Annotated in this window: 16 protein-coding genes and 1 pseudogene; 7 read left to right on the top strand and 10 right to left on the bottom strand. The window is 71.4% G+C overall.

Going from position 1 to position 24509, the window contains the following annotated elements:
- Positions 1–189 precede the first annotated feature (189 nt).
- The 3 genes from gltB (at position 190) to J2S44_RS08710 (ending at position 7656) form a co-directional block, all read left to right on the top strand.
- On the top strand, positions 190–4716 hold the full coding sequence (gene gltB / locus J2S44_RS08720; protein WP_310410545.1) for a glutamate synthase large subunit: 4527 nt from the start codon (positions 190–192) through the stop codon (positions 4714–4716).
- Complete coding sequence (locus J2S44_RS08715; RefSeq protein WP_310410543.1) at positions 4709–6181, top strand: glutamate synthase subunit beta; 1473 nt, start codon at positions 4709–4711, stop codon at positions 6179–6181. Before gltB ends, J2S44_RS08715 begins: the two co-directional genes overlap by 8 nt.
- Positions 6182–6405: 224 nt before the next feature.
- The gene (locus tag J2S44_RS08710; RefSeq protein ID WP_310410541.1) at positions 6406–7656 is read left to right on the top strand and encodes an AAA family ATPase; all 1251 of its coding nucleotides are present in this window, start codon (positions 6406–6408) and stop codon (positions 7654–7656) included.
- Between the two features lie 604 nt (positions 7657–8260).
- On the opposite strand, the gene J2S44_RS08705 is transcribed toward J2S44_RS08710, so the two are convergent.
- Positions 8261–9429 (bottom strand): IS3 family transposase gene (locus J2S44_RS08705; protein ID WP_310409493.1). Its coding sequence is split into 2 segments (ribosomal slippage): positions 8261–9142 and positions 9145–9429, totalling 1167 coding nucleotides; the frame shifts between segments, so codons are not numbered across the junction.
- A 533-nt stretch (positions 9430–9962) separates the two neighbouring features.
- Entirely contained in the window at positions 9963–10877 is a 915-nt protein-coding gene (locus J2S44_RS08700; RefSeq protein ID WP_310410539.1) for an EamA family transporter, read from the bottom strand.
- Positions 10878–10947: 70 nt separating this feature from the next.
- Here J2S44_RS08700 and J2S44_RS08695 point away from each other — a divergent pair, with 70 nt between their 5' ends.
- Positions 10948–11811, top strand: a complete 864-nt coding sequence (locus J2S44_RS08695) for a LysR family transcriptional regulator (protein WP_310410537.1) — start codon at positions 10948–10950, stop codon at positions 11809–11811.
- Between the two features lie 56 nt (positions 11812–11867).
- On the opposite strand, the gene J2S44_RS08690 is transcribed toward J2S44_RS08695, so the two are convergent.
- Positions 11868–12692 carry a haloalkane dehalogenase gene (locus J2S44_RS08690; protein WP_310410536.1) on the bottom strand — a complete coding sequence of 275 codons (825 nt, stop codon included), beginning with the start codon at positions 12690–12692 and terminating at the stop codon, positions 11868–11870.
- A 107-nt stretch (positions 12693–12799) separates the two neighbouring features.
- Here J2S44_RS08690 and J2S44_RS08685 point away from each other — a divergent pair, with 107 nt between their 5' ends.
- Entirely contained in the window at positions 12800–13276 is a 477-nt protein-coding gene (locus J2S44_RS08685; RefSeq protein WP_310410534.1) for a MarR family winged helix-turn-helix transcriptional regulator, read from the top strand.
- Positions 13277–13832: 556 nt separating this feature from the next.
- Here the strand turns inward: J2S44_RS08685 and J2S44_RS08680 are convergent.
- The 4 genes from J2S44_RS08680 to pyk form a co-directional block, all read right to left on the bottom strand.
- Positions 13833–14735, bottom strand: coding sequence for a sulfite exporter TauE/SafE family protein (locus J2S44_RS08680; protein WP_310410531.1), 903 nt, complete (start codon positions 14733–14735; stop codon positions 13833–13835).
- A gap of 90 nt (positions 14736–14825) precedes the next feature.
- Positions 14826–15317: an RrF2 family transcriptional regulator gene (locus tag J2S44_RS08675; RefSeq protein WP_310410529.1), complete on the bottom strand. Its 492-nt coding sequence runs from the start codon at positions 15315–15317 to the stop codon at positions 14826–14828.
- A gap of 514 nt (positions 15318–15831) precedes the next feature.
- Positions 15832–16665 (bottom strand): acyl-CoA thioesterase, encoded by an 834-nt coding sequence (locus tag J2S44_RS08670; protein WP_310429534.1) that lies wholly within the window; start codon positions 16663–16665, stop codon positions 15832–15834.
- Between the two features lie 47 nt (positions 16666–16712).
- Positions 16713–18131, bottom strand: a complete 1419-nt coding sequence (gene pyk / locus J2S44_RS08665) for a pyruvate kinase (protein ID WP_310410527.1) — start codon at positions 18129–18131, stop codon at positions 16713–16715.
- A gap of 135 nt (positions 18132–18266) precedes the next feature.
- Here pyk and J2S44_RS43160 point away from each other — a divergent pair.
- Positions 18267–19043, top strand: a pseudogene (locus tag J2S44_RS43160) (5-formyltetrahydrofolate cyclo-ligase).
- A 464-nt stretch (positions 19044–19507) separates the two neighbouring features.
- On the opposite strand, the gene J2S44_RS08655 reads toward J2S44_RS43160, so the two are convergent.
- From J2S44_RS08655 to J2S44_RS08645, 3 genes are read right to left on the bottom strand one after another with little or no spacing between them, the layout of a single operon-like run.
- Positions 19508–20440, bottom strand: coding sequence for a carbohydrate ABC transporter permease (locus J2S44_RS08655; RefSeq protein WP_310410524.1), 933 nt, complete (start codon positions 20438–20440; stop codon positions 19508–19510).
- Positions 20437–21468, bottom strand: a complete 1032-nt coding sequence (locus J2S44_RS08650) for an ABC transporter permease (RefSeq protein WP_310410522.1) — start codon at positions 21466–21468, stop codon at positions 20437–20439. Before J2S44_RS08650 ends, J2S44_RS08655 begins: the two co-directional genes overlap by 4 nt.
- On the bottom strand, positions 21465–23093 hold the full coding sequence (locus J2S44_RS08645; protein ID WP_310410521.1) for an extracellular solute-binding protein: 1629 nt from the start codon (positions 23091–23093) through the stop codon (positions 21465–21467). Before J2S44_RS08645 ends, J2S44_RS08650 begins: the two co-directional genes overlap by 4 nt.
- 186 nt (positions 23094–23279) lie before the next feature.
- Here J2S44_RS08645 and J2S44_RS08640 point away from each other — a divergent pair, with 186 nt between their 5' ends.
- Positions 23280–24449, top strand: coding sequence for an ROK family transcriptional regulator (locus tag J2S44_RS08640; RefSeq protein ID WP_310410520.1), 1170 nt, complete (start codon positions 23280–23282; stop codon positions 24447–24449).
- Positions 24450–24509 lie beyond the last annotated feature (60 nt).

The raw sequence follows: 24509 nt of genomic DNA, 5'->3' as shown, positions 1-24509 counted from the left end.
TCTGTATTGGTGGGAATCGGCGTTCACTCACGTAGACTCTAGAGACTCTGCACAGGGCCGACGTCGTCCCACATCTTCAACCAGCGAGCGACGACAGGAGGCCCGGTGGCTTTTTCGCACCCTCAGGGAGTTCATCTCCCCGTTGCCGGAGCCGCCCACACGGGCGATTTCCCCGCAACGGCCGGCCTGATGTACGACCCGTCGTTCGAGCATGACGCCTGCGGGTTCGCGTTCGTCGCGGATCTGCACGGCCGTCGTTCACACGACGTGGTCGCCAAGGGTGTCTCGGCACTGATCCGCCTTGACCACCGTGGCGCACGGGGCGCCGAGACCAACACCGGCGACGGGGCCGGGATCATGATTCAGGTCCCGGACGAGTTCTTCCGCGCGGTCGCCGGCTTCGCGCTGCCGCCCGCCGGGCAGTACGCGACCGGTCTGGTCTTCCTGCCGCGCGACGAGGCCGACGCGGCCCGCGCCGTGCAGATCTTCGAGAAGTACGCGCTCGTCGAGGGCGCGGAGGTGCTGGGCTGGCGCGACGTTCCGGTGGTCAACGACGACCTCGGCGCGTCCGCGGAGGCGGCCCGGCCGCTGATCCGCCAGGTGTTCATCGCGGCCGAGCAGCTCGCCGCCCGGGACGGTGTCCCGGCCGGTACGCCGCTGTCCGGGCTCGACCTGGAGCGGGTCGCGTTCTGCGTGCGCAAGCAGGCGGAGCGGGAGACGGCCGAGCGGGGCATCCCGGCCTACCTGCCGTCGCTGTCCGCGCGCACGTTCGTGTACAAGGGCATGCTCACGCCGGACCAGCTGCCGGTGTTCTTCCCCGACCTCGAGGACGAGCGGGTGACCAGCGCGATCTCGCTGGTGCACTCCCGGTTCTCGACGAACACGTTCCCGTCCTGGCCGCTGGCCCACCCGTACCGGCTGATCGCGCACAACGGCGAGATCAACACGATCCGGGGCAACAAGAACTGGATGGCGGCCCGCGAGGCGGCGCTGCAGTCGAGGAACCTGCCCGGCAACATCAAGCGGCTGTTCCCGGTCTGCCCGCCGGACGCGTCCGACTCCGCGAACTTCGACGCGGTGCTGGAGCTGCTGCACCTGTCCGGGCGGAGCATCCCGCACGCGGTGCTGATGATGATCCCGGAGGCGTGGGAGAACGACCCGGACATGGACCCGGCGAAGCGGAGTTTCTACCGCTTCCACGCCAGCCTGATGGAGCCGTGGGACGGCCCGGCGGCCGTGGCGTTCACGGACGGCTCCGTGGTCGGCGCCGTGCTGGACCGCAACGGCCTGCGCCCGGGCCGCTGGTGGCGGACCGAGGACGGCCTGGTCGTGGTCGGCTCCGAGGCCGGCGTGCTGGACCTGGACCCGGCGTCCGTGGTGGCGAAGGGCCGGCTGCAGCCCGGCCGGATGTTCCTGGTCGACACGGTCGCCGGGAAGATCGTCGAGGACGACGAGATCAAGGCGGAGCTGGCCGCGGCGCAGCCGTACGACGAGTGGCTGCACGCCGGGCTGATCAACCTTGAGGACCTGCCGGCCCGAGAGCACATCGTCTACACGCACGACTCGGTGCAGCGGCGTCAGCAGACGTTCGGCTACACCGAGGAGGAGCTGAAGATCCTCATCGGCCCGATGGCGAAGGCCGGTGCGGAGCCGCTCGGCTCGATGGGCACGGACACGCCGATCTCCCCGCTGTCGAAGCGGCCGCGGTTGCTGTTCGACTACTTCCACCAGCTGTTCGCGCAGGTGACGAACCCGCCGCTGGACGCGATCCGGGAGGAGCTGGTCACCAGCCTGCAGACGACGATCGGGCCGGAGGGCAACCTGCTCGACCCGGGCCCGGCGTCCTGCCGGCAGATCGTGCTGCCGTACCCGATCATCGACAACGACGAGCTCGCCAAGATCCTCTCCATCGACGAGGACGGTGACCTGCCCGGCTTCAAGGCCGTGCGGGTCTCCGGCCTGTACCCGCTGCGCGACGGCGCGGCCGGCATCCGCGCCCGGCTGATCCAGATCTGCCGGCACGTGTCGGAGGCGATCGAGGACGGCGTGCGGATCCTGGTGCTCTCCGACCGGGACTCCAACGCCGACCTGGCGCCGATCCCGTCGCTGCTGCTCACGGCCGCGGTGCACCAGCACCTGGTGCGCGAGCAGACGCGTACCCGGGTGGCGCTGGTGGTGGAGACCGGCGACGCCCGCGAGGTGCACCACGCGGCCGCGCTGATCGGCTTCGGCGCCGCGGCGATCAACCCGTACCTGGCGTTCGAGTCGGTCGAGGACCTGATTGCCACGGGCGCGCTGACCGGCGTCGAGCCCGGCAAGGCGGTCCGGAACTACGTGAAGGCGCTCGGCAAGGGCGTCCAGAAAATCATGTCGAAGATGGGCATCTCGACGGTCTCGTCGTACTGCGGCGCGCAGGTCTTCGAGGCGGTTGGCCTGGACCGGCGGCTGATCGAGCGCTACTTCGCGGGCACGCCCGGCAAGATCGGCGGAGCGGGCCTCGGCGAGATCCACGCGGAGATCGCGGCCCGGCACGCGAAGGCGTACCCGCTGAACCCGGCCGAGCGCACGCACCGCGCGCTCGAGGTCGGCGGTGAGTACCAGTGGCGCCGCGAGGGCGAGATCCACCTCTTCAACCCGGAGACGGTGTTCCTGCTCCAGCACGCCACCCGGTCCAAGCAGTACGACGTGTTCCGCCGCTACACGGAGAAGGTCGACGCGCTGGCCGCCGAGGGCGGTCACCTGCGCGGGCTGTTCACCTTCAAGAAGGGCACGCCGGTCCCGCTGGACGAGGTCGAGCCGGCGAGCGAGATCGTCAAGCGGTTCGCCACCGGCGCGATGTCGTACGGCTCGATCTCCGCGGAGTCGCACGAGACGCTCGCGATCGCGATGAACAACCTCGGCGGCAAGTCGAACACCGGCGAGGGCGGCGAGGACGTCGAGCGCCTCTACGACCCGGCCCGCCGGTCGTCGGTGAAGCAGGTCGCGTCCGGCCGGTTCGGCGTGACCACCGAGTACCTGGTCAACGCGGACGACATCCAGATCAAGATGGCGCAGGGCGCGAAGCCCGGCGAGGGCGGCCAGCTGCCCGGCTACAAGGTCTACCCGTGGGTGGCCAAGACCCGGCACGCCACGCCCGGCGTCGGCCTCATCTCGCCGCCGCCGCACCACGACATCTACTCGATCGAGGACCTGGCGCAGCTGGTCCACGACCTGAAGAACGTCAACCCGGCGTCCCGCGTCCACGTGAAACTGGTCTCCGAGTCCGGCGTCGGCACGGTCGCGGCCGGGGTGGCGAAGCTGAAGGCCGACGTGGTGCTCATCTCCGGGCACGATGGCGGCACCGGCGCGTCCCCGATGAACTCGCTCAAGCACGCCGGTACGCCGTGGGAGCTGGGCCTGGCCGAGACGCAGCAGACGCTGCTGCTCAACAAGCTCCGCGACCGGATCACGGTGCAGGTCGACGGCCAGCTGAAGACCGGCCGCGACGTGATCGTGGCCGCGCTGCTCGGCGCGGAGGAGTTCGGCTTCGCCACGGCACCGCTGATCGTCTCCGGCTGCATCATGATGCGGGTCTGCCACCTGGACACCTGCCCGGTCGGCATCGCCACGCAGAACCCGGTGCTGCGCGAGCGCTTCAACGGCAAGCCGGAGTTCGTCGAGAACTTCTTCATGTTCATCGCGGAGGAGGTGCGCGAATACCTGGCCGAGCTGGGCTTCCGTACCCTCCAGGAGGCGATCGGGCACGCGGAGTCGCTCGACCTGGTGCCGGCGATCGAGCACTGGAAGGGCCGCGGACTGGACCTGCGCGCGGTGCTCGCGGTGCCGAAGCTGGCGGACGGCGCGGCCCGGGTCAAGGTCCGCGACCAGGACCACGGCCTGGAGCACGCGCTGGACAACCAGCTGATCGCGCTCGCCCGGCCGGCGCTGGACAACCGGGAGCCGGTCACCGTCTCGGTGGACATCCGCAACGACCACCGCAGCGTCGGTGCGATGCTCGGCGGCGAGGTGGCGCGGCGCTTCGGCGGTGCGGGCCTGCCGGACGACACGATCGACGTCACGCTGCACGGCACCGCCGGTCAGTCGTTCGCCGCGTTCGTGCCGCGCGGTGTGACGCTGCGGATCTTCGGCGACGCGAACGACTACGTCGCCAAGGGGCTCGCCGGCGGCCGGGTGATCATCCGCCCGGACGCGTCCGCGCCGTTCACGGCCGAGGACCAGATCATCGCGGGCAACACCATCCTCTACGGCGCGACCCAGGGTGAGCTGTTCATCCGCGGCCGGGCCGGCGAGCGGTTCGCGGTCCGCAACTCCGGTGCGACCGCGATCGTCGAGGGCATCGGCGACCACGGCTGCGAGTACATGACCGGCGGCACCGTGGTGGTGCTCGGCCAGCACGGCCGCAACTTCGCGGCCGGTATGTCCGGTGGCACCGCGTTCCTGTGGCGCCCGGACAAGCGCCGGATCAACCCGGAGCTGGTCGAGCTGTCCACGCTCTCCGACGAGGAGCAGGCCACCCTGCACGGCCTCGTCCGGCGGCACTTCACCGAGACCGGTTCCGCGGTCGCGGAGGACCTGCTCAAGCGCTGGTCCGACGCGGTCGAGGAGTTCGTCGCGGTGGTGCCGCGTGACTACAAGCGAGTGATCGAAACGATCCGTGCCGCCGAAGCCGCCGGCCGAAACGTCGACGAAGCGGTCATGGAGGTCGCACGTGCCTGACCCGAACGGTTTCCTGCGCTACGGCCGGCAGCTGCCGGCCCGCCGCCCGGTGCCGGTGCGGCTGATGGACTACCGGGAGGTCTACCCGGAGGCGAGCGACCAGCTCATCCGGGAGCAGGCCACCCGCTGCATGGACTGCGGCATCCCGTTCTGCCACGAGGGCTGCCCGCTCGGCAACCGCATCCCGGACTGGAACGACCTGGTCCGGACCGGCAACTGGGCCTCGGCGATCGAGTCGCTGCACGCCACGAACAACTTCCCGGAGTTCACCGGGCGGCTGTGCCCGGCGCCGTGCGAGGGTGCCTGCGTGCTCGGCATCGCGGACGACCCGGTCACGATCAAGCAGGTCGAGGTCGAGATCATCAACCGGGCGTTCGCGCTCGGCTACGTGACGCCGCAGGTCCCGGTGACGAAGTCCGGCAAGCGCGTCGCGGTGGTCGGGTCCGGCCCGGCCGGTCTGGCCGCGGCGCAGCAGCTGGCCCGCGCCGGCCACGACGTGACCGTGCTGGAGCGCGACGACCGCATCGGCGGCCTGCTGCGCTACGGCATCCCGGACTTCAAGCTGGAGAAGGAGCACATCGACCGCCGGATGGCCCAGATGGAGGCCGAGGGCGTCGTGTTCCGGACCGGCGTGAACGTGGGCGTCGACCTGTCCGCCGCCGACATCAAGCGCGACTACGACGCGGTCGTGCTCGCCGCCGGCGCGCTCACCGGCCGTGACACCCCGGAGACGCCGGGCCGCGACCTGACCGGCGTCCACCTGGCCATGGACCACCTGGTCCCGGCCAACCGGGTGGTCGCCGGTCTCCAGGAGACCGCGCCGATCTCCGCGGCCGGCAAGTCCGTGGTGATCATCGGTGGTGGCGACACCGCCGCGGACTGCCTCGGCGTCGCGCACCGGCAGGGCGCCACCGCGGTCTACCAGCTGGACATCTACCCGGAGCCGCCGACCACGCGCGTCGGCATCCGCGACCCGTGGCCGACCTGGCCCTACGTGCTGCGCAACTACCCGGCGCACGAGGAGGGCGGCGTCCGCGAGTTCGCGGTCGCGGTCCAGGAGTTCGTCGACGACGGCACCGGGCAGGTCAAGGGCGTCCGGATCGCCGAGGTCGAGGTGACCAAGGTGGACGGCCGGCGCATCATGAGCGTCAAGCCCGGATCGGAGCGCGAGCTCCCGGCCGACCTGGTGCTGCTGGCGATCGGCTTCGAGGGCACCGAGCGGCAGCCGCTGCTGAAGCAGTTCGGCATCGAGCGCAACGCACGCGGCGCGATCGACGCGGACGCCGGCTGGCAGACCGCGGCCGAGGGCGTCTTCGTCGCCGGTGACATGCACCGCGGCGCGTCGCTGATCGTGTGGGCGATCGCGGAGGGCCGGGCGGCCGCCGCGGCCGTGCACAACTACCTCGGCGCGGCCGGCGAACTGCCCGCGCCGGTCGGTTCCGCGGCGAACTCGCTGTCCGTCTGACAAATCGCTGAAGCCGCACCCCGTCACTCATTTCGGGGTGCGGCTTCAGCATTCCGTTACGTTTATGCCGCCACCCGTCACCAAAACGCGAGCGATCTTGTTGATTTCTTTCCGTACTGGCATCATCTTTGGGTGCTGCCACGAGCACGCCCGGCTTGCGGCTGCTTCGACAGCGACACAGAAATCTGAGGGCGGGCAACGCTGATCGCGGCTGAGGAGATCAGATGCTGCTGAAGTTCCGGGTCGCCAATGTCCGGTCCTTCCGCGAAGAGCGGGAGCTGGCATTCGCCGTCCCGACCGGCAAGACCGCCCACGCCTCGCGTCAGGTGCCGGTGGCCGGTGGCCGCAGCATGGACGTCTACCCGCTGATCGGCATCTTCGGGCCGAACGCGTCCGGCAAGTCCAATCTCCTCAAGGGCCTCGTCGAGATGCGCACCGCCGTGCTCGACTCGTACTACCAGTGGGCCACCCAGCGCGGCGTGCCCCGCGAACTGTTCGCACTCGACCCCGCCGCCGAACGGGAGACGTCGCTCTACGAGCTGGATTTCGTCAACGACGGCATTCGCTACACCTACGGATTCGAGCTCGGCCCGGACCGCGTCGTGGCCGAATGGCTGCACGCCTATCCGCGCGGCCGCCGCCAGGTCTGGTTCGACCGCGACGCGTCCCGCCGGCAGCCTTTCGAATTCCCCGGCGACCGGCTCAAGGACCGCGCCGCAATGGTCAAGATGACCCGGCCGAACGCGCTGTTCCTCACCGTCGCCGCCACCAACAACCACCCCGATCTGGCCCCGGTCTTCTACTGGTTCGAGCGCAACCTCTGGTTCCTCACCCCCGAGGACGAGCGCTACCAGCGCGAGGAGTTCACCCGCCAGGCCGTGCTGGGCCCGCAACGCGACCGGATCGAAGCGCTGCTGCGCGCCGCCGACCTCGGCATCGAGGGCGTCGAACCGGTCGAGACCCGCGTCGCCGGCCGCACCGTCACCGACGTCCAGCTCATCCACACCGGCGCGGACGGCACCGCGTACCCGATGCCCTGGGAATCCGAGTCCTTCGGCACCCGCAGCTGGTTCGCCATGCTCGGCCCGATGCTGCTCGCACTCGACGAGGGCGCCGTCCTGCTCGTCGACGAACTCGACTCCAGCCTCCACCCGCGCTTCGCCGCCGAGGTCGTCCGCCTCTTCCAGGACCCCGAGGTCAACACGAACGACGCGCAACTGCTCTTCACCGCGCACGACGTCAGCGTGCTCAGCACCCCGAGCGGCAAACGCCTCCTCGAACCCGGCCAGGTCTGGCTCGTCGAGAAGGACAAAATCGGCTGCAGCGACATCTTCCCGCTCACCGCCGCCCAGCCCGGCCGCCACGAGGACCTGCCGACGTCGTACCTCGCGGGCCGCTTCGGCGCGGTCCCGGACCTCGGCGAGGGCCAGGTCGGCCGGAAACTGCGCGCGGTCAAGACGCCGAAGGCCGGCTGACAGACCCTTCAGAAGCGGATTTCCCGCTTCCGGCGTGATCGCTTCCCAGTGCTCCCGCGGGCACCGGTCGTCGCTGGCGCTCCTCCCTGCCGGTCCCGGCCCGGCCAAACCCCACGGGCCCTCCCACGCCCGGGCGTGCACGACCCACGCGACGGTTCCGTAGCCGCGCGCGTCGGACCGAGTAGCCGGTTAGCTCAGCGCCGCGCGGCTGTTTCCGTGCCGCGTGGCTGGTTCCGCCGTGGGGCTGTTTTCGTGCCGCGTGGCTGGTTCCGCCGTGGGGCTGTTTTCGTGCCGCGTGGCTGGTTCCGCCGTGGGGCTGGTTCCGCCGTGGGGCTGGTGCCGTGCCGCGTGGCTGCCTCCGCGCCGTGGGGATGGTTCCGCCGTGGGCTGGTTCCGCGCCGCGTGGCTGCTTCCGTGCGCGGCTGTTTCCGCGCCGCTGGGCTGCTTTCGTGCCGGCTGGGCTGCTTCTGCGCCGGCTGGCTGCTTCTGCGCCGGCTGGCTGCTTCTGCGCCGGCTGGTTGTTTCCGCGCCGGGTGGCCGTTTGCGTGTCGCCTGGCCGTTGCGTGCCGTCGGGGTCTGCTGCACCAATAGGTGACAGGTCAAGTCACGCGGCCTGACTGGCCGGTGGGGTCATGATGGTCTCGTACTCGATGGGGGTCAACCGGGACAGGCTTCGTTGGCGTCGGCGGCGGTGGTAGGTGCGTTCGATCCAGGTCACGATCGCGGTCCTCAACGCCTGCCGGGTGGGCCAGGTCCGGCGGTCGAGGACGTTGTTCTGCAGCAGGCCGAAGAACGATTCCATGGCGGCGTTGTCGCCGGCGGCACCGACTCTGCCCATCGATCCGATCATGTCGTGACGGTGCAGTTCACCGACAAGCTTCCGGCTACGAAACTGCGACCCACGGTCGGTGTGCAGCACGCAACCGGCCACGTCACCGCGCCGGGTGACCGCATTGCGCAAGGCGTTGACCGCCAGCCTCGACTTCATCCGTGAGTCGATGGAGTAGCCGACGATCCGGTTGGACCATACGTCCTTGATCGCGCACAGGTAGAGCTTGCCCTCACCGGTGCGGTGTTCGGTGATGTCGGCCAGCCACAACCGGTTCGGGCCGCTCGCGGTGAAATCGCGTTTGACCAGGTCGTCGTGGACCGGCGGGCCCGGCCTCCCGCCCTTTCCTCGCCGCCGCTTGCGGCTGCACGTGCTGAACCAGCCCATGCCGGAACAGATCTTCCAGGCAGTACGCTCGGTCATCGCCTGGCCTGCGGCACGGGCTTCGTCGGCCAGGAACCGGTAGCCGAACTCCGGGTCGTCACGGTGAGCGTCGAACAACGCGTCCGCCCGGTAGGCCTCGGCCAGTTCGGCGTCGGTGACCGGGCGGGCACGCCACCGGTAGTAGGGCTGTCGAGCGATGTTCAGCACCCGGCACGTGACCGCGATGGGGATCCCGTCGTCGGCGAGCTCGTTCACGAGCGGGTAGAGCCTTTTCCCGGCAGGTTCGCCTGCGACAAATATGCTGCGGCTCGGCGCAGGACCTCGTTCTCCTGTTCGAGAAGCTTGATCCGCTTACGGGCCTCACGCAGCTCGACCGAGTCGCTGCGGCTCGCACCGGGCTGGGCGCCTTCCTCGATGCCGGCCTGGCGCAGCCACTTGAACAACGTCATCGGGTGGACCCCGAAGTCCTTCGCGATCTGCTCGACCGTCACGCCGGGGTCCCTGTCACGGGCGACCCGCACGACGTCATCGCGGAACTCACGGGGGTAGGGCTTGGGCACAGCAACATCCTTCCAGCCCGCCGTCATGGCAAGCCATCTCAGATGTCACCTATCGGTGCATCAGAGCCTCGGGCTGTTTCCGTGCCGTGTTCCCGCGCAGCCTGGCCGCTTCCATGCCGTGTGGCTGCTTCCGCGCGTGGCTGCTTCCGCGCGTGGCTGCTTCCGCGCGTGGCTGCTTCCGCGCCGCGTGCTGGGTTCGTGACGCCTGCCCATGTCCGCGCCGCGTAGCCGGTTCCGTGCGTGGCCGAGTCGAGCCGCGTGGCCGGTTCCGTGCCGCCTGTTGGGTCCGTGCGGCGTGGCGGTTCTGGGAGTGCGCGCGCCGCAGCTCATCGCCGATGCTTGCGCCCGGGGGAAGTCCGCAGCCGGTCGGCACCGCGGGGCGGTCGCTCGCGGTGCGCGTCACGTTCGGCGGCCAGCATGTCGGATACATCAGGGATAAAGAGCCCAGCCGGTCGCTGGGCCCGTCGCCTCGCGGGGATCGATGCCCGGGAACTCGCTGTGCCGTGCGGTGCCGCGGGCGGTTCGTCGGGTGGTCAGGCGGTCGGCCGGTCGGTGCGTACCGCGCCCACGCTGGCCGCGATCACCAGCAGCACCGCCAGCGCCTCCACCCAGTTCAGGGACTGGCCGAGGACCGTGAAACCGGCCAGGCAGGCGAGTGCGGGGCCGAGGCTCATCATGACCGCGAACGTCGACGACGGCAGGCGGCGCAGCGCGGACATCTCGAACGTGTAGGGGAGCACCGAGCTGAGCAGCGCGACCGCGAAGCCGAGGCCGAGCACCAGCGGGTCGGCCAGCGCGGAACCGGCGGTGACCGCGCCGACCGGGAGCGTCAGCAGCGCGGCGACGCCCAGCGCGAGCGCGAGCCCGTCCGCGCCCGCGAACCGGGTGCCGACGGACGAGCTGAGCAGGATGTACGCCGCCCACAGCGCGCCCGCGGCCAGCGCCAGCAGCACTCCGGGCAGGGTGAGCCGGTGGTAACCGCCGGTGCCGAGCAGGGCCACGCCGGCCAGCGCGACCAGCGCCCAGAGCCAGGTGCCGCGGCGTCGGGCGGTGACGATGGCCAGCGCGAGCGGGCCGAGCACCTCGAGCGTGACTGCGGGGCCCAGTGGGATGCGGGCGATCGCCTGATAGAAGACCGAGTTCATGGTCGCGAAGACGACGCCGAGCCCGACCACGGCGAGCCAGTCGGCCCGCGAGCGGCCACGCAGCCGAGGACGGCAGAGCGCGAGCATCAGCACGGCAGCGACGCCGAGCCGGAGCGCCACCATGCCGGCCGCACCGGCCCGGGGGAAGAGCAGCGTGGCCAGACCGGACCCGAACTGGACGGAAACGGCCGCGCCGAGCACCAGACCCACCGCGCCCAGCTCGCCGCGCAGGCCACCGCGTCTTTGGCGGGCGGGCGAGAAGGGTGCGGTGGGAGTCTCGGGTGCGTGAACGTCAGCCGTCACGTGACGTCACGCTATCCGGTGCCGAAGCGCCGCGGAAATGCCGAACGGGCGGCGGTTATGCTCTGACGTTATGACCGCGGACCTGCGGCACCTGCGTGCGTTCCTGGCGATCGCGGCCGAGGGCACCGTGACCCGCGCCGCGGCGCGGTTGCACGTCACCCAGCCCGCGCTCTCCCGCACCCTCCGGCAACTCGAACAGCACCTCGGCGTGCGGCTCGTCGACCGTTCCACCCACCACCTGCGGCTGACCGCGGCGGGGGAGTCGTATCGCCAGCGCGCGGAGGCGGCGGTCGCGGCCGTCGACGCCGCACTCGACCCGGCTCGGGCCGGCACCTGGCCGCTGCGGCTCGGCCACGCCTGGTCTGCGCTCGGCGTGCACACCACCTCGCTGCTGCGCCGCTGGGCCCGCGCCCACCCGGACGTACCGCTGGAACTGCTCCGCCTGGACGACGACCGGTCCGCCGGTGTGCTGCGCGGCCGGAGCGACGTGGCGATCCTGCGCGACCCGGCGCCGGAGACGCTGACGTCGTTGCGGACCGCACGGCTGCTCACCGAGCACCGGTTCGCGGTCGTGCCGTCGGACGGCCCGCTCGCCGCCCGCCCGGAGTTGAGCCTGGCGGACCTGGCCGCGGAACCGGTCGCGATGAACCCGATAACCGGGAGCACCACCCGCGGCCTGTGGCCACCCGGCGCCGGCCCGGCTCGCGTGATCGATGTCGGCAACACCGACGACTGGCTGATCACGATCGCGGCCGGCCGCGCGGTCGGCGTGAGCACCGAGGCGACCGTCGCCGTCTACCCCAACCCGGACGTCGCCTACGTCCCGCTGACCGACGCACCACCGGTCACGGTCGTGCTGGCCTGGCCCGAGCCGGTGACGCACCCGTCCGTACCCGCGCTGGTGGATCTCGCCTTCGAGGTCGTCGCGGACTAGCGGCGCGCTCGCCCGCTCGAGCCAAATCCACCGACCAACCTCCGTGGGCAGTGCACCTAGAGGTCATGGCGCTCCAGCCAGGCCGCGACCGTGCGGCCGATCGCGTCGGGCTGCTGCTCCGGTGCCTGGTGACCGGCCTTGCCGATGCTCTCCACCTCGAGCCCGGCGATCGTCTCCCGGGCCCACCGCTCGGTCGCGGGCTGCACCAGACCGGTGGACGGCTCGATCAGCATCAACAGCTTCGGCACCGCCGGCGTGGTCGCCATCCACTCCCCGTACGTCACCATGCGCGCGTGCACGTCCGCCGGCGCGCCGTCGATCGGGATCTCCCGCGGCCACTGCAGCAACGGGCGACGGGACTCGCGATCCGGGTACGGCGCGCGGTAGACCGCGAGGTCCTCGTCGGTGAGGTCGGGAACGGTCAGGCGCAGCGACGTCTCGATGAACCAGTTCTCGTCGAGCGCCATCCGCTCGCCCTCGCCCGGCGTGCGCAGCCGCTGGAACAGGTCCACCGCGGCCGGGGCGTAGATGTCCCAGGTCATCGGCCGCAGGAACGTCTCGACCAGCGCGACGCCCGCGACCCGCCCGGGATGTCGCGCGGCGAAGTCGAGCGCGAGCGCACCACCCCAGTCGTGCCCGACGAACGTCACGTCACCCAGCCCGAGCGCGTCGCACCAGTCGGCCAGGTAGCGCGCGTGGTCGGCGAACCGGTACGCGATGTCCGGCCGCTCCGACCGCCCCATGCCGATCAGGTCGGGCGCCAGCACCCGGCCGTGGCCGGTGAGGTGCGGGATCACGTGGCGCCAGATGTGCGACGACGTGGGATTGCCGTGCAACAGCACCACCGGCCGGCCACCCTCGCCGACGTCGGTGTAGTGCATGGAAGCGATGTGAGGCATCTTGCCGCCAATCGTTTGCCGGTCTAACGTTAGTGAGGCGAACGATAGCCGCTCATCGTTAGGAGGGCAAATGAAATATCCTGATCTCCATGGCCGACGACATGCCCGCGAACGAGCAGACCTGGGGCGGCGAGCGATTCCGCCGCACACCCAGCTGGATGATCGGCCAACTCTCCGTCCACGGCTACCGGCTGCTCACCGAGCAGTTCGCGGCCGAGGGCACGAAGCCGTACGAATATCGGGTGCTCGCCTCGCTCGCCGACGGTGGTCCCGCGAGCCAGGCCACGCTCGGCCGCCGCAGCGGCATCCACCTCAGCGACCTGGTGGCCACGCTCAACACGCTGGCCGACCGCGGTCACATCCGGCGCGACCCCGATCCGGCCGACCGCCGCCGCAACATCATCACGCTGACCGATGACGGCTTCGACCATCTGGCCCGCCTCGACATCCGCCTCGCCGCCGCCCAGGACGCCCTGCTCGCCGCGCTGGCACCCACCGACCGCATCACCCTCACCGACCTGCTGAAACGCGCACTGGACGGCCTGAACGCCCGCCCCGGGCGCTAGGCCGGGCTCGGCGGATCCCGTCGAGCCGGGGTGAGATCCAGTCCACCGGCGGGCCGCATCGCCGTGGCTGTTGCGCCGTGCGGTGCGGAATCACCGCCGCCGCTGGCCCGCGGGCTGCGGGATCGCGGCCGGCACCGGCCCGCGTAAGCGCCGCCGCCACCCGGCGCACGAGGGGTCACGGGACCGCTGCGGCTGTTGCGCCGCGTGATGTGGCAGTGCAACAGCCAGCCACTGGCCGTGGGGCCACGGGAAGCGCCACTGCCACTGGCCTCCGGGACCCTAGGGATTGCCACGGCTCGCGCGGCGCCACGAAGCCGATGTCTGATGCGGCCGATGTCTGATGCGGCGGATGGCTGAGGCGGCCCATCGCTGCGGCTGACGTGGCCGACGGCTGACGTGGTCGTCGGCCGACACGCATCGTCGGTCGGCGCGGTGGCGCAAGCGCGCGGTGGCGCAAGCGCGCGGTGGCGCAAGCGCGCGGTGGCGCAAGCACGCGACGGCGCAAGCACGCGACGGCGCGAGCGGTGCGCGGCCTGACTCCGGGGGCGGCCCGCGGTCAGGCCGGGATGAGCTCCCGCTCCTCCGGCGCGGCGGCCTCGGCGCGGCGGGAGCGGCGGAGGGCGCGGATCGCCAGCGTGGCGGCTGCCAGCCAGCCGATGATGATCAGGGCGTAGACCACGGAGGTCGTGCCGCCGGTGATGTCGAAGGACTTCATCAGCGTTCGTGCGTTGGTCAGCACGATCATGCCGCCGACGACCGCGCCGAGCAGTTGTGCCGGGACGATCCGGACCAGCCAGGCCGCGATCGGTGCCGCGATGAGGCCGCCGGCCAGCAGGGCCAGGACCGTGCCCCAGACGAAGCCGGAGGTGCCGAGGCCGAGGAGGAAGCCGGCGCTGGCGGCGAGTGCGACCACGAATTCGGACGTGTCCACCGAGCCGATCACCTTGCGCGGCTCCATCCGGCCGCTGACCAGCAGGGACGGGGTGGCGACCGGGCCCCAGCCGCCGCCACCGGTGGCGTCGACGAAGCCGGCGACCAGGCCGAGCGGGGCCAGGAAACGGCTGCGCAGCGGCGAGCGGTTGATCACGCGGCCGATCGGGCGGGCGAAGCGGACCAGCAGGTAGACGCCGAGCGCGAGCAAGATGCCGGCCATCCACGGCTCGGCGGCCTCGGTGGAGAGTGCGCTGAGCGCGGTGGCACCGAGGAACGCGCCGAGCGCGCCGGGCAGCGCGATCCGCCGGACCACGCGCCAGTCGACGTTGCCGAAGCGCCAGTGCGCGGTGCCGGCGGCGAGCGTGGTGCCGATCTCGGCGAGGTGCACGGACGCGGACGCGGACGCCGGGGTCAGGCCCGCCACCAGCAGCAGCGTGGTGGAGGTGACGCCGTAACCCATGCCGAGTGCGCCGTCGACGAGCTGCGCTGCGAACCCGACCAGTGCCAGCACGACCAGCTTGCGCATCCCACACCACCCATCTGTCAGACAATGTCGATCAGATTAGTGGAGATTAGCCGCGAGGTCGAGCACCGTCCAGCTGATGAGAGGGTCGGGCTATACCCAGGCGCGCGGATCGGCGGCCAGTTCCTGCACCCGGTCGGGCAGCTTGCCGGCGGCGATGTCGGCGAGCGTGACCAGCTCCAGGATCTCCCGTTCACTGGCGCGCAGCGCGATCCAGACCTCCTGGAGCGCCACCGCCGCACCGGAGTAGCCGAGGTCCTCGGGGCGCTGACCGCGCACGTTCGCCAACGGGCCGTCGATCACCCGGATCACGTCCGCCAGCGAGATCTCCGTGGCCGGCCGGGCCAGCCAGTAACCGCCCTCTGGGCCGCGCTGGGCGTGCACGATGCCGCCGCGGCGCAACTGGAGCAGGATGCTCTCCAGGAACTTCGGCGGGATCTCCTGCGCCCGTGCGATGCGCTCGGCGGTGAGCGGGTTACCCGGGCGCGCCGAGCGCGACGTGGGGTCCGGCACCGCGTCGGCGGCGGCTTGGGCGAGTTCGGCGACCGCGCGGAGCGCATAGTCGACCCGTGCGGACAGACGCATAAAAGAAGAGTATCCGCATCGGGAATGAGCCTTTTCCCACCCTGCGTGAAAGCCGGAGCGACACGACGGGGTGACGCCGAACCGCCCGAAGCCGCACCGCGCGACGCGGGCCGCGCGACGCCGCACCGCGCGACGCTGAGCCTCACTGCGCGACACGGGCCGCATGGCGTCTGGGCCGCCTGGCGCCGCACCGAGCGGCGCGTAGCGCCGCACCGAGCGGCGCTGAGCCTCACTGCGCGACCCGAGCGGCGCTGAGCCTCACTGCGCGACCCGAGCGGCGCTGAGCCTCACTGCGCGACCCGAGCGGCGCTGAGCCTCACTGCGCGACCCGAGCGGCGCTGAGCCTCACTGCGCGACACGGGCCCCCGTGACGCCGAGCGACACGGGCCGCATGGCGCTGGGCCGCGTGGCGCCGCACCGAGCGCCGCCGAGCCGCACCGCGCGACGCGAGCCGCGTGACGCCGCGCGACATGGACCGCGCGACACCGGGCCGCGTGACGCGGACCCGCCGAGGCTAGCCGCCCACCCGCCGCAGCAGGCCCTCCTGGACCGCGCTGGCGATCAGGCGCCCGTCCGCGGCGAACATCCGCCCGTCCGCCAGGCCGCGTGCGCCGGACGCGGACGGGCTGGAGCAGTCGTAGAGGAACCACTCGTCGGCCCGGAACGGCCGGTGCAGCCAGAGCGCGTGGTCGAGGCTCGCGCCGACCACGCCGCCCGGGCCCCACACCTCGCCGTGCGTGGCCAGCACCGCGTCGAGCAGCGTCAGGTCGGACGCGTAGGTCAGCGCGGCCGCGTGGATCAGCGGGTCGTCGGGGAGCTTGCCGTCGATGCGCATCCACACGCGCGGTTCCGCGTTGACCGGCCGGTCGCCGGGTGGCACCCAACCGGGTTCGCCGAGGTAGCGCACGTCGATGGCGTGCGGTCCGGCTGCGGCCAGCACGGCGAGCCGTTCCGGGTAGCGCGCCATCCGTTCGGACACGGTCGGCACGTCCTCCGGCGCCGGGACGCCGGCCGGGAACGGCTCGTGGTGGTCCAGTCCTTCCTCGGCCACGTGGAACGAGGCGGACATGAAGAAGATGACCGTGTCGTGCTGGTAGGCGACGGAGCGCCGCACCGAGAACGACCGGCCGTCCCGGATGTTCTCCACCCGGAACTCGATCGGCACGGCCGGGTCGCCCGGCCGTACGAAGTAGCCGTGCAGCGAGTGCACGGTGCGGTCCGGTTCCACGGTGCGCCCGGCCGCGACCAGTGCCTGCGCGGCGACCTGGCCGCCGAAGATGCGCTGCCGGGAGACCTGCGGGGTGTGGCCCCGGAACTCCGACGGGCCCAGCCGCTGGAGGTCGAGCATCTCCAGCAGCTGGTTCACCGCGGCCTGCCCGGAGGCAGGGACGTCACTCACGCGGAGAGCGTGCCGAGCTGGTGCACGCGCAGCGTGTTCGTCGAGCCGGGCGTGCCGGCCGGGGTGCCGGCCACGACGACCACGTAGTCGCCGGGCTTGAACTGGCCGAGGCCGAGCAGCGCGCCGTCGACCTGCCGGAACATGTCGTCGGTGTGCTCCACGAACGCGGTCTGGAACGTCTGCACGCCCCAGCTGAGCGCCAGCTGGTCGCGGACCTCCGCGATCGGCGTGAACGCCAGCAGCGGCAGCTCGCAGTGCAGCCGGGCCAGGCGGCGCACGGTGTCACCGGTCTGCGAGAACGCGACCAGCGCCTTCGCCCCGATGTTCCGCGCGATCTGGGACGCGGCCACGGTCAGCGCGCCACCGTGCGTGCGCGGGTCGTGCTGCAGGCGCGGCACGCCGAACTCGCCGGACTCGGTGGTCTCGATGATCTTGGCCATGGTGCTGACCGTCAGGACCGGGAACTTGCCGACGCTGGTCTCGCCGGACAGCATCACCGCGTCCGCGCCGTCGAGCACCGCGTTCGCCACGTCGGAGGTCTCCGCGCGGGTGGGCCGCGAGTTCTCGATCATGGAGTCGAGCATCTGGGTGGCCACGATGACCGGCTTCGCGTTCTCCCGGCAGAGCTGCACCAGCTTCTTCTGCACGAGCGGCACCTGGTCGAGCGGCATCTCCACGCCGAGATCACCGCGAGCGACCATCACACCGTCGAACGCCTCGACGATCGCCTCCAGGTGGGTGACCGCCTCCGGCTTCTCCACCTTGGCCAGGACGGGGCGGCGGATGCCCTCCTCGTCCATGACGCTGTGCACCAGCTTGATGTCCTCCGGCGTGCGCACGAAGGAGAGCGCGATCAGGTCCGCGCCGATCCGGAGCGCGAACCGCAGGTCCTCGGCGTCCTTCTCGGACATGGCGGGCACGCTGACGGCCACGTTGGGCAGCGAGACGCCCTTGTTGTTCGAGACCTTGCCACCCTCGACGACGAGGACGTGGATGTCGTTGTCCTCGACGTTGGTGACCTCGACGGCGACCCTGCCGTCGTCGATCAGGAGTCGGTCGCCGACCTTGACCTCCTGCGGGAGCTTGCGGTAGGTGCACGAGACGCGGGTGGCCGAGCCGATGATGTCATCGCCGGTGATGACCACGGAGTCCCCGGTGCGCCACTCGTGCGGGCCGTTCTCGAACCGGCCGAGCCGGATCTTCGGCCCCTGCAGGTCCGCCAGGACGGCGACGGCGCGGCCCGAGGCCTTCGCGGCCTCCCGCACCAGCTGGTAGACCTGCTCGTGATCGGAGTGGTCACCGTGGCTGAAGTTCAGCCGGGCCACATCCATGCCGGCCTCCACGAGACCCCGGATGCGTTCCGGGGACGAGGTCGCGGGGCCGAGAGTGCAGACGATTTTCGCGCGGCGTGTCACATACCTCAGGCTAGCCCTGTGCCGGTACCCGCGTGGTGCCCACCCCCAGACGACACGACCTGCCTGAACGTGCCTTAAGTCCTGGTCGTGCCGGGCCGATGGCCACCCGGCGCATGCTTTTGGGATGATCGGCGGATGCCCCGACCGCCGAAGCGCCACGACCACGACGCCGGCGGCCCGGCCGAGCTGCTGGCCGCGAAGGCCGCGCTCCGCGACGAGGTCTGGGACGCGCTGATCGCGGCGAAGGCGGCCCGGTTCCCCGGTGCCCGGCACCGCATCTCCAACTTCATCGGCGCCGAGGCCGCGGCCGAGCGCCTGCGCGCGCTGCCCGAGTGGGCCGCCGCCCGCACGGTCAAGGCGAACCCGGACTCCGCGCAGCTGCCGGTCCGCCAGCGCGCGCTGCAGGACGGCAAGACCGTCTTCATGGCCGTGCCCCGGCTGGCCGAGCCGGAGCCGTTCTTCCTCCTCGACCCCGCGCACCTGGCCGACACGCCACGTCGCGCCGCGTCGATCGCCGGCGCGACCCGTTCCGCCCGCCGCGTCCCGGTCGCCGAGCTCACCGCGGTCGACCTGGTGGTGACCGGCTGCGTGGCCGCCGGCGCGGACGGTGCCCGGCTCGGCTAGGGGGGTGGCTTCGCCGACCTGGAGTACGCGGTCGCGTCCGCCGCCGGCCTGATCGGCCCGCACACGCTGGTGGTCACCACGGTCCACGAGACCCAGGTCCGTCCCGCCGGCGACATTCCCACCACGAGCCACGACGTCCCGCTCGACCTGATCGTCACGCCGTCCCGCGTGATCGACTGCCGCCCGCACCGCCCCGCGCGCGCCACCGGCCGCATCGACTGGGCCGACCTCACCGAGGAGAAGATCGCCGCGATCCCGCTCCTCCAGCAACTGCGCAAAAGCCTTTAAAAGCAGATATTCCCGCTCCCGGCGTGGCCGGGCTCCGAGCGCTCCCGCGGGCACCGGTCGGCCGCGAGCGGCCTCCCTGCACGTCCCGGCCCACTCACCACGACCCCGCGCTCCACCGCGCCGGCCGCCGCCTCGATCGGGGCCTCCCGCCGGAACCGGAACGGCATGGGGCGCGCCCGCTCGCGGTGCGGGGCGCCCCGACGTAGTCGGAACGGTGGGGGAGGCGCCCGGATCGCGGTGCGGGGTGGTCTCGACGTAGCCGGAACGCGGTGGGGCACGTTCCGAGTGTGGTGCGGGGTGGCGGTTGTTCCGGACCACGGCGAATCCGGCAGGGAGGAGCGCCAGCGACGACCGGTGCCCGCGGGAGCACTCGGAGCTCAGCCACGCCGGAAGCGGGAAAATCGTCCTTTATCGATTTTGGGCCGGTGGGTTTCGGGCTCCGGTGGTCTCGCCGCTTGGCGGGTTCAGCCCTTGACCGCGCCGATGATGACGCCCTTGGTGAAGTGGCGCTGGATGAACGGGTAGACGATCAGGGCCGGGATGACCGTGACGATGACGACGGCCATCTTGATGGCGAGGCTGGGCGGGGCGGAGTAGCCGATGCCGGGGATGTGCACGACGGCGCCGCCGCCGACGTTGGGTGGGGCCTGGCCGAGCAGGATGTAGCCCTGGAGCAGGCGTTGCAGCGGCTGCAGGTCGTTGCGGTCGATGTAGAGGATGGCGTTGAAGAACGCGTTCCAGTAGCCGACCGCGTAGAACAGGCCGATGACGGCGACGACCGCCTTGGACAGCGGCAGCACGATGCGGGTGAGGATGCGGAACTCGCCGGCGCCGTCGATCCGGGCGCTGTCGAGCAGCTCGGCCGGGATGTTCATGAAGAACGCGCGCAGCACCACCAGGTTGAACGCCTGGATCGCGGTCGGCAGCGTGAGCGCGAGCAGGTTGTTCTTGAGCCCGAGGCCGGTGACCACCAGGTACGACGGGATCATGCCCGGGTAGATCAGGAATGTGAGCAGGAAGTAGAACAGCAGCGGCCGGTGCGCGACGGAGTTGCTGCGGGACAGGCCGTAGGCGGCGAGCACGGTGAGCGTGAGGCTGATCGCGGTGCCGATGAACGTGATCAGCGTGCTGATCCAGACCGCGCGGCCGATCAGCCCGCCGGAGAAGATCACGACGTAGGCGGACGGGTCGAACTCGCGCGGAACGATCACGTAGCCGCCGGCCTCGTTGATCGTTTCGGCCGAGGAGAGGCTGGTGACCAGCACGACCCAGAGCGGGACCAGGACGGCGGCGGTGACCAGCGTCAGGATGGTGCCCTTGCCGAGCTGGCCGAGGACGCTGGGCTTCTCCGCCCAGACCGGGCGGCGGGAGGTGCGACGCGGCGCGACGACAGTCATGATTTTTGATAGATCCCTTGCTCGCCGAACCGGTGTGCGATCTTGTTGGCGGCCAGGATCAGGACCAGCCCGACCGCGGCCTTGAACAGGCCCGCCGCGGCACCGATGCCGTACTGCTGGACGACCACGCCGCGGTAGTAGACGTAGGTGTCGAGGACCTCGGCGGCCTGCCGGCCGACCGCGTCGCGTTGCAGGATGAACTGCTCGAAGCCGACGTTGAGCGCGTCGCCGAGCCGCAGGATGAGCAGCAGGATGATGACGGAGCGCAGGCCGGGCAGCGTGATGTGCCACAGCCGGCGCCAGCGTCCGGCGCCGTCGGCCGCGGCGGCCTCGTAGAGCGTCGGGTCGATCGCGGCCAGCGCGGCCAGGAAGATGATCATGCCCCAGCCGGCGTCCTTCCAGACCGCCTGCGACGTGACCAGCACGATGAACGCGTCCGGGTTCGTCATGATGTCCGGCGGCGTGTAGCCGGCGTCCCGGACGACCTGGGCGAGCAGCCCGGCGCCGCCCAGCATCAGCTGGAAGAACGAGACGACCAGCACCCAGCTGAAGAAGTGCGGCAGGTAGACCACGCTCTGGATGAACGACCGCAGCCTCGGCGACAGCACGCTGTGCAGCAGCAGCGCCAGGACGATCGGCAGCGGGAAGTAGAAGACCAGCTGGAAGACCAGGATGGCGAGCGTGTTGCGCAGCGAGTCCCAGAACGACGGGTCCTTGAACAGCGCCTCGAAGTTGCCGAAGCCGATCCACTCGCTGTAGAGGAACGCCTCCAGCGGCGAGTCGCCGGCGAACGGGTTGTAGTCCTGGAACGCGACCACGTTGCCCAGCGTCGGCACGTAGTGAAAGACCAGGACCAGCAGGAACGCCGGTACGACCATGAGCAGCAGCGGCCAGTCGCGGCGCAGCCGGTCCCGGAGGTTGCGGCGGTTGCGGCGGTGGCGGCGGTGGCGGGTGGCGGGGATCTCGGCGAGGGGCTGGGCCGGTGCGTCATCCGGCCCGGCCACCTCGACCGCGTTCGGTGCGCTCATCGGCCGTTGTCGGCCAGGACTTTGGCGTAGAACTCGCGGGCCTCGTCACCGCCGGTGTTGCGCCACTCGGTGACGATCGACTCCAGGTCGGTGATCGGCCGGCGGCCGCGCATGATGTCGGTCAGCTTGTCCTCGGTGGGCTGCGCGATCGTGGCGATCCTGGTGGGCGTCTCCACCTTGATGCCGGTCCACGGGTCCGGTTCGGCGTACTGGATCGCGTCGTTGGCCCAGGTGAGGAAGTCCTGCGCGTAGTTCGGCACGTCCGCGCCGCCGACGATGACCGCCGGGCGCCCGCCGAGGAAGCCGAACTGGTTCGCGAACTCCTTGGTGTAGAGGTCGTTGGTGACCGGGGTGCCGTCCGCCGCGCGGGTGAAGTGGGTGCCCTCCACGCCGTACTCGCGCAGCTCGTACTCCTTGGTGCCGAACGGCGCGGCGGTCCAGTTGAGCACGCGCAGCAGTTCCTCGGTGCGGGCCTGGCCGAGGCCCTTCTTGACGAACGTCCAGATGATGCCGGGCGTGCCCTGCCAGCGGACCGGCTTCTGCCCGGGCGCGGCGCCGAACACCTTGATCGGCTGGAGGTTGAACTGCGGGTTGACCCGGGCCTCGTCGCGCTGCAGGCCGCGCCAGACGCCGAGACCGCCCTGCCAGCAGACCACCTTGCCGGCGCGGAGCAGCGCGTTCGCGTCACCGCCCTTGCTGCCGGCCAGGTCCGGGTGCATCAGGCCGTCCCGGTGGATTCGGATCATGAACTCGACGGCCTGCTTGTACTCCGGGGTCTCGTACTTGTGCACGAGCGTGCCGTCCGGGTTCTTCCGCCAGCCCTGCTGCGAGCCGGGCACGCCGAGCGCCTGCTGCACCTCGGCCGCGATGTCACCGAACGCCCAGACGCCCTTGCCCGGGTCGGTGAGCTTCTTGCCGTACGCGTACAGCTCGTCCAGGTTCGTCGGGTCGGCCAGCCCGGCCGCCTCCGCGAGGTCCTTGCGGTGGAACAGCGCGTACGGGAACGGGCTGTCCGTCGGGAACGGCACGCCCATCAGCTTCCCGCCCCAGACCGAGTCCTTCCACGCCGCGGTGGGCAGCCCGGCCAGCATCGGGTAGTTCGCGCCCTTCTCCTTCGCGAGGAACGGCGTGAGGTCCTCGAACAGCACGTGCGCGCCCTCGGAGAAGCGGGCGATGCGCCCGATGTCCCAGCCCGGGATGACCAGCAGCTCCGGCACGTCCCGCGCGCCGACCATCGCGTTGACCTTCTCGCTGTACGTGTTGCCGTCCTGCACGCTGAACTGGATCGGCACGCCGAGCGCGGTGTTCACCGCGTCCACGTAGGCGTTCTGCCCGGTGGCCGGCGGCGGCGGGCCCCACCAGGGCGTGGTCGCGGAGATCGGGGTGCCGCTGGTGCCCGGCTTCTCGGTGATCGCGGCGACCGTGCTGGACGGGTACTTGACGTAGCCGTCCGCGACCGGCGGCGTGCCCTTGATGTCCGGCTGCACCAGCTGGACCGGCTTGTGGTCCGGCACGACCGCGCTGGCCGCGTCCGCGTTCGTGGCGGACCCGGTGGAGCCCGGCTCCCGGCTGCAGCCGGTCAGCAGGCCGCCGCCGGCCACGGACGCGGCACCCAGGCCGACCATGCCTAAAAATGTCCGGCGGTTCGTCACCGGGCGCTCCTCTCGGATATGTCTGAGGCGCTAGAGTTAGTTCGTCTGATGACTAAACAAAGTAGCCGACGGTGCAGGGCCCCACAAGGGAGGCGCCGAGCGGTGGATGGGGCATGATGTGGTCGGGACACCGGGGAGCGGGGCTAAACGTTGATCACCATGCAGACCGGCCCGCAGCCGGCCGACTTCGCCGACGTGCGGGCGACCAACCTGGCCGTCGTGCTGCGCCACGTGCGCGCGCACGGCCCGGTCTCCCGGGCCGGCATCGCGGCCGCCACCGGGCTGAACAAGGCCACGGTCTCCAGCCTGGTCGCGGACCTGATCGAGCGCCGCCTGCTGCGCGAGACCGGCCTGGCGGAGAACCGGATCGGCCGGCCCGCCACCATGCTGGTGCTGGACGGCTCGGCGTACGCGGCGATCGGCATCGAGGTCACCGGCGACCACCTGACCGCGGTCGCGGTCGACCTGGCCGGAGAGCAGCTGCTCTCCTGGCGCCGTGCGTTCGCCGGCCGGTCCGAGTCCGGCCGCGGCGTCAGCGCGATCGCGGCGCTGGCCGGGCGGGCCGCGTCCCGGGCGGCCGCGCAGGGCCGGCAGGTGCTCGGCCTGACCGTGGGCGTGCCCGGCCTGGTCGACGAGGCCGGCGCGGTGCACCGCGCGGACGCGCTCGGGTGGTCCGGCGTCGACCTGCGCGGTGACCTGATCAAGGCGCTGCGCAAGCCGGAGTACGAGGTGGCCGTGGACAACGACGCGAACCTCGCCGCGCTCGCCGAGCAGCGCTACGGCGGCCACGCCGGCGCGCGGAACCTGATCTACGTGGCCGGCGAGACCGGTCTCGGCGCCGGCCTGATCGTCGACGGCCGGTTGCTGCGCGGCGGGCGCGGCTTCACCGGCGAGATCGGCCGGCTCCAGCTGCACGGCGGCACGTTGCAGGAACTGGCCGGCATCGAGTCGCTGATCCAGCGCGCGCTGCCGGACGCGGACGCGGAGGGCCCGATCGCCGACTTCGCGCCGGAGGTGGAGCGGGTCGCCGCCGCGGCCCGGGCCGGCGACGCCCAGGCGCTCGCGGCACTGCGCGACGTGGGCCGCCACCTCGGGCACGGCCTGTCCATGCTGGTCAGTCTGCTCGACCCGGAGGTGATCGTGCTCGGCGGCTACTTCGTGCCGCTGACCGAGTGGCTGCTCCCGGCCGTGCGGGCGGAGATCGGCGTGGAGCCCGGCGGCGTGACGCTCGCCGGTTCCGCGGTCGGGCCGGGCGCGGCCGCGACCGGTGGCGCGGCCCGCGTGCTGGACGCGCTGGACGCCGGCGTGCTGCCGACGCTCACGGCCTGACCGACTTTTTTGATGCGGTGCGTTTCATTGATCTTGGGTGTAGCCGCAGGCTGCGATGGG

It is taken from the genome of Catenuloplanes niger, assembly GCF_031458255.1.
GTDB lineage: Bacteria > Actinomycetota > Actinomycetes > Mycobacteriales > Micromonosporaceae > Catenuloplanes > Catenuloplanes niger.
This window is presented reverse-complemented; position numbering and strand designations above follow the sequence as displayed.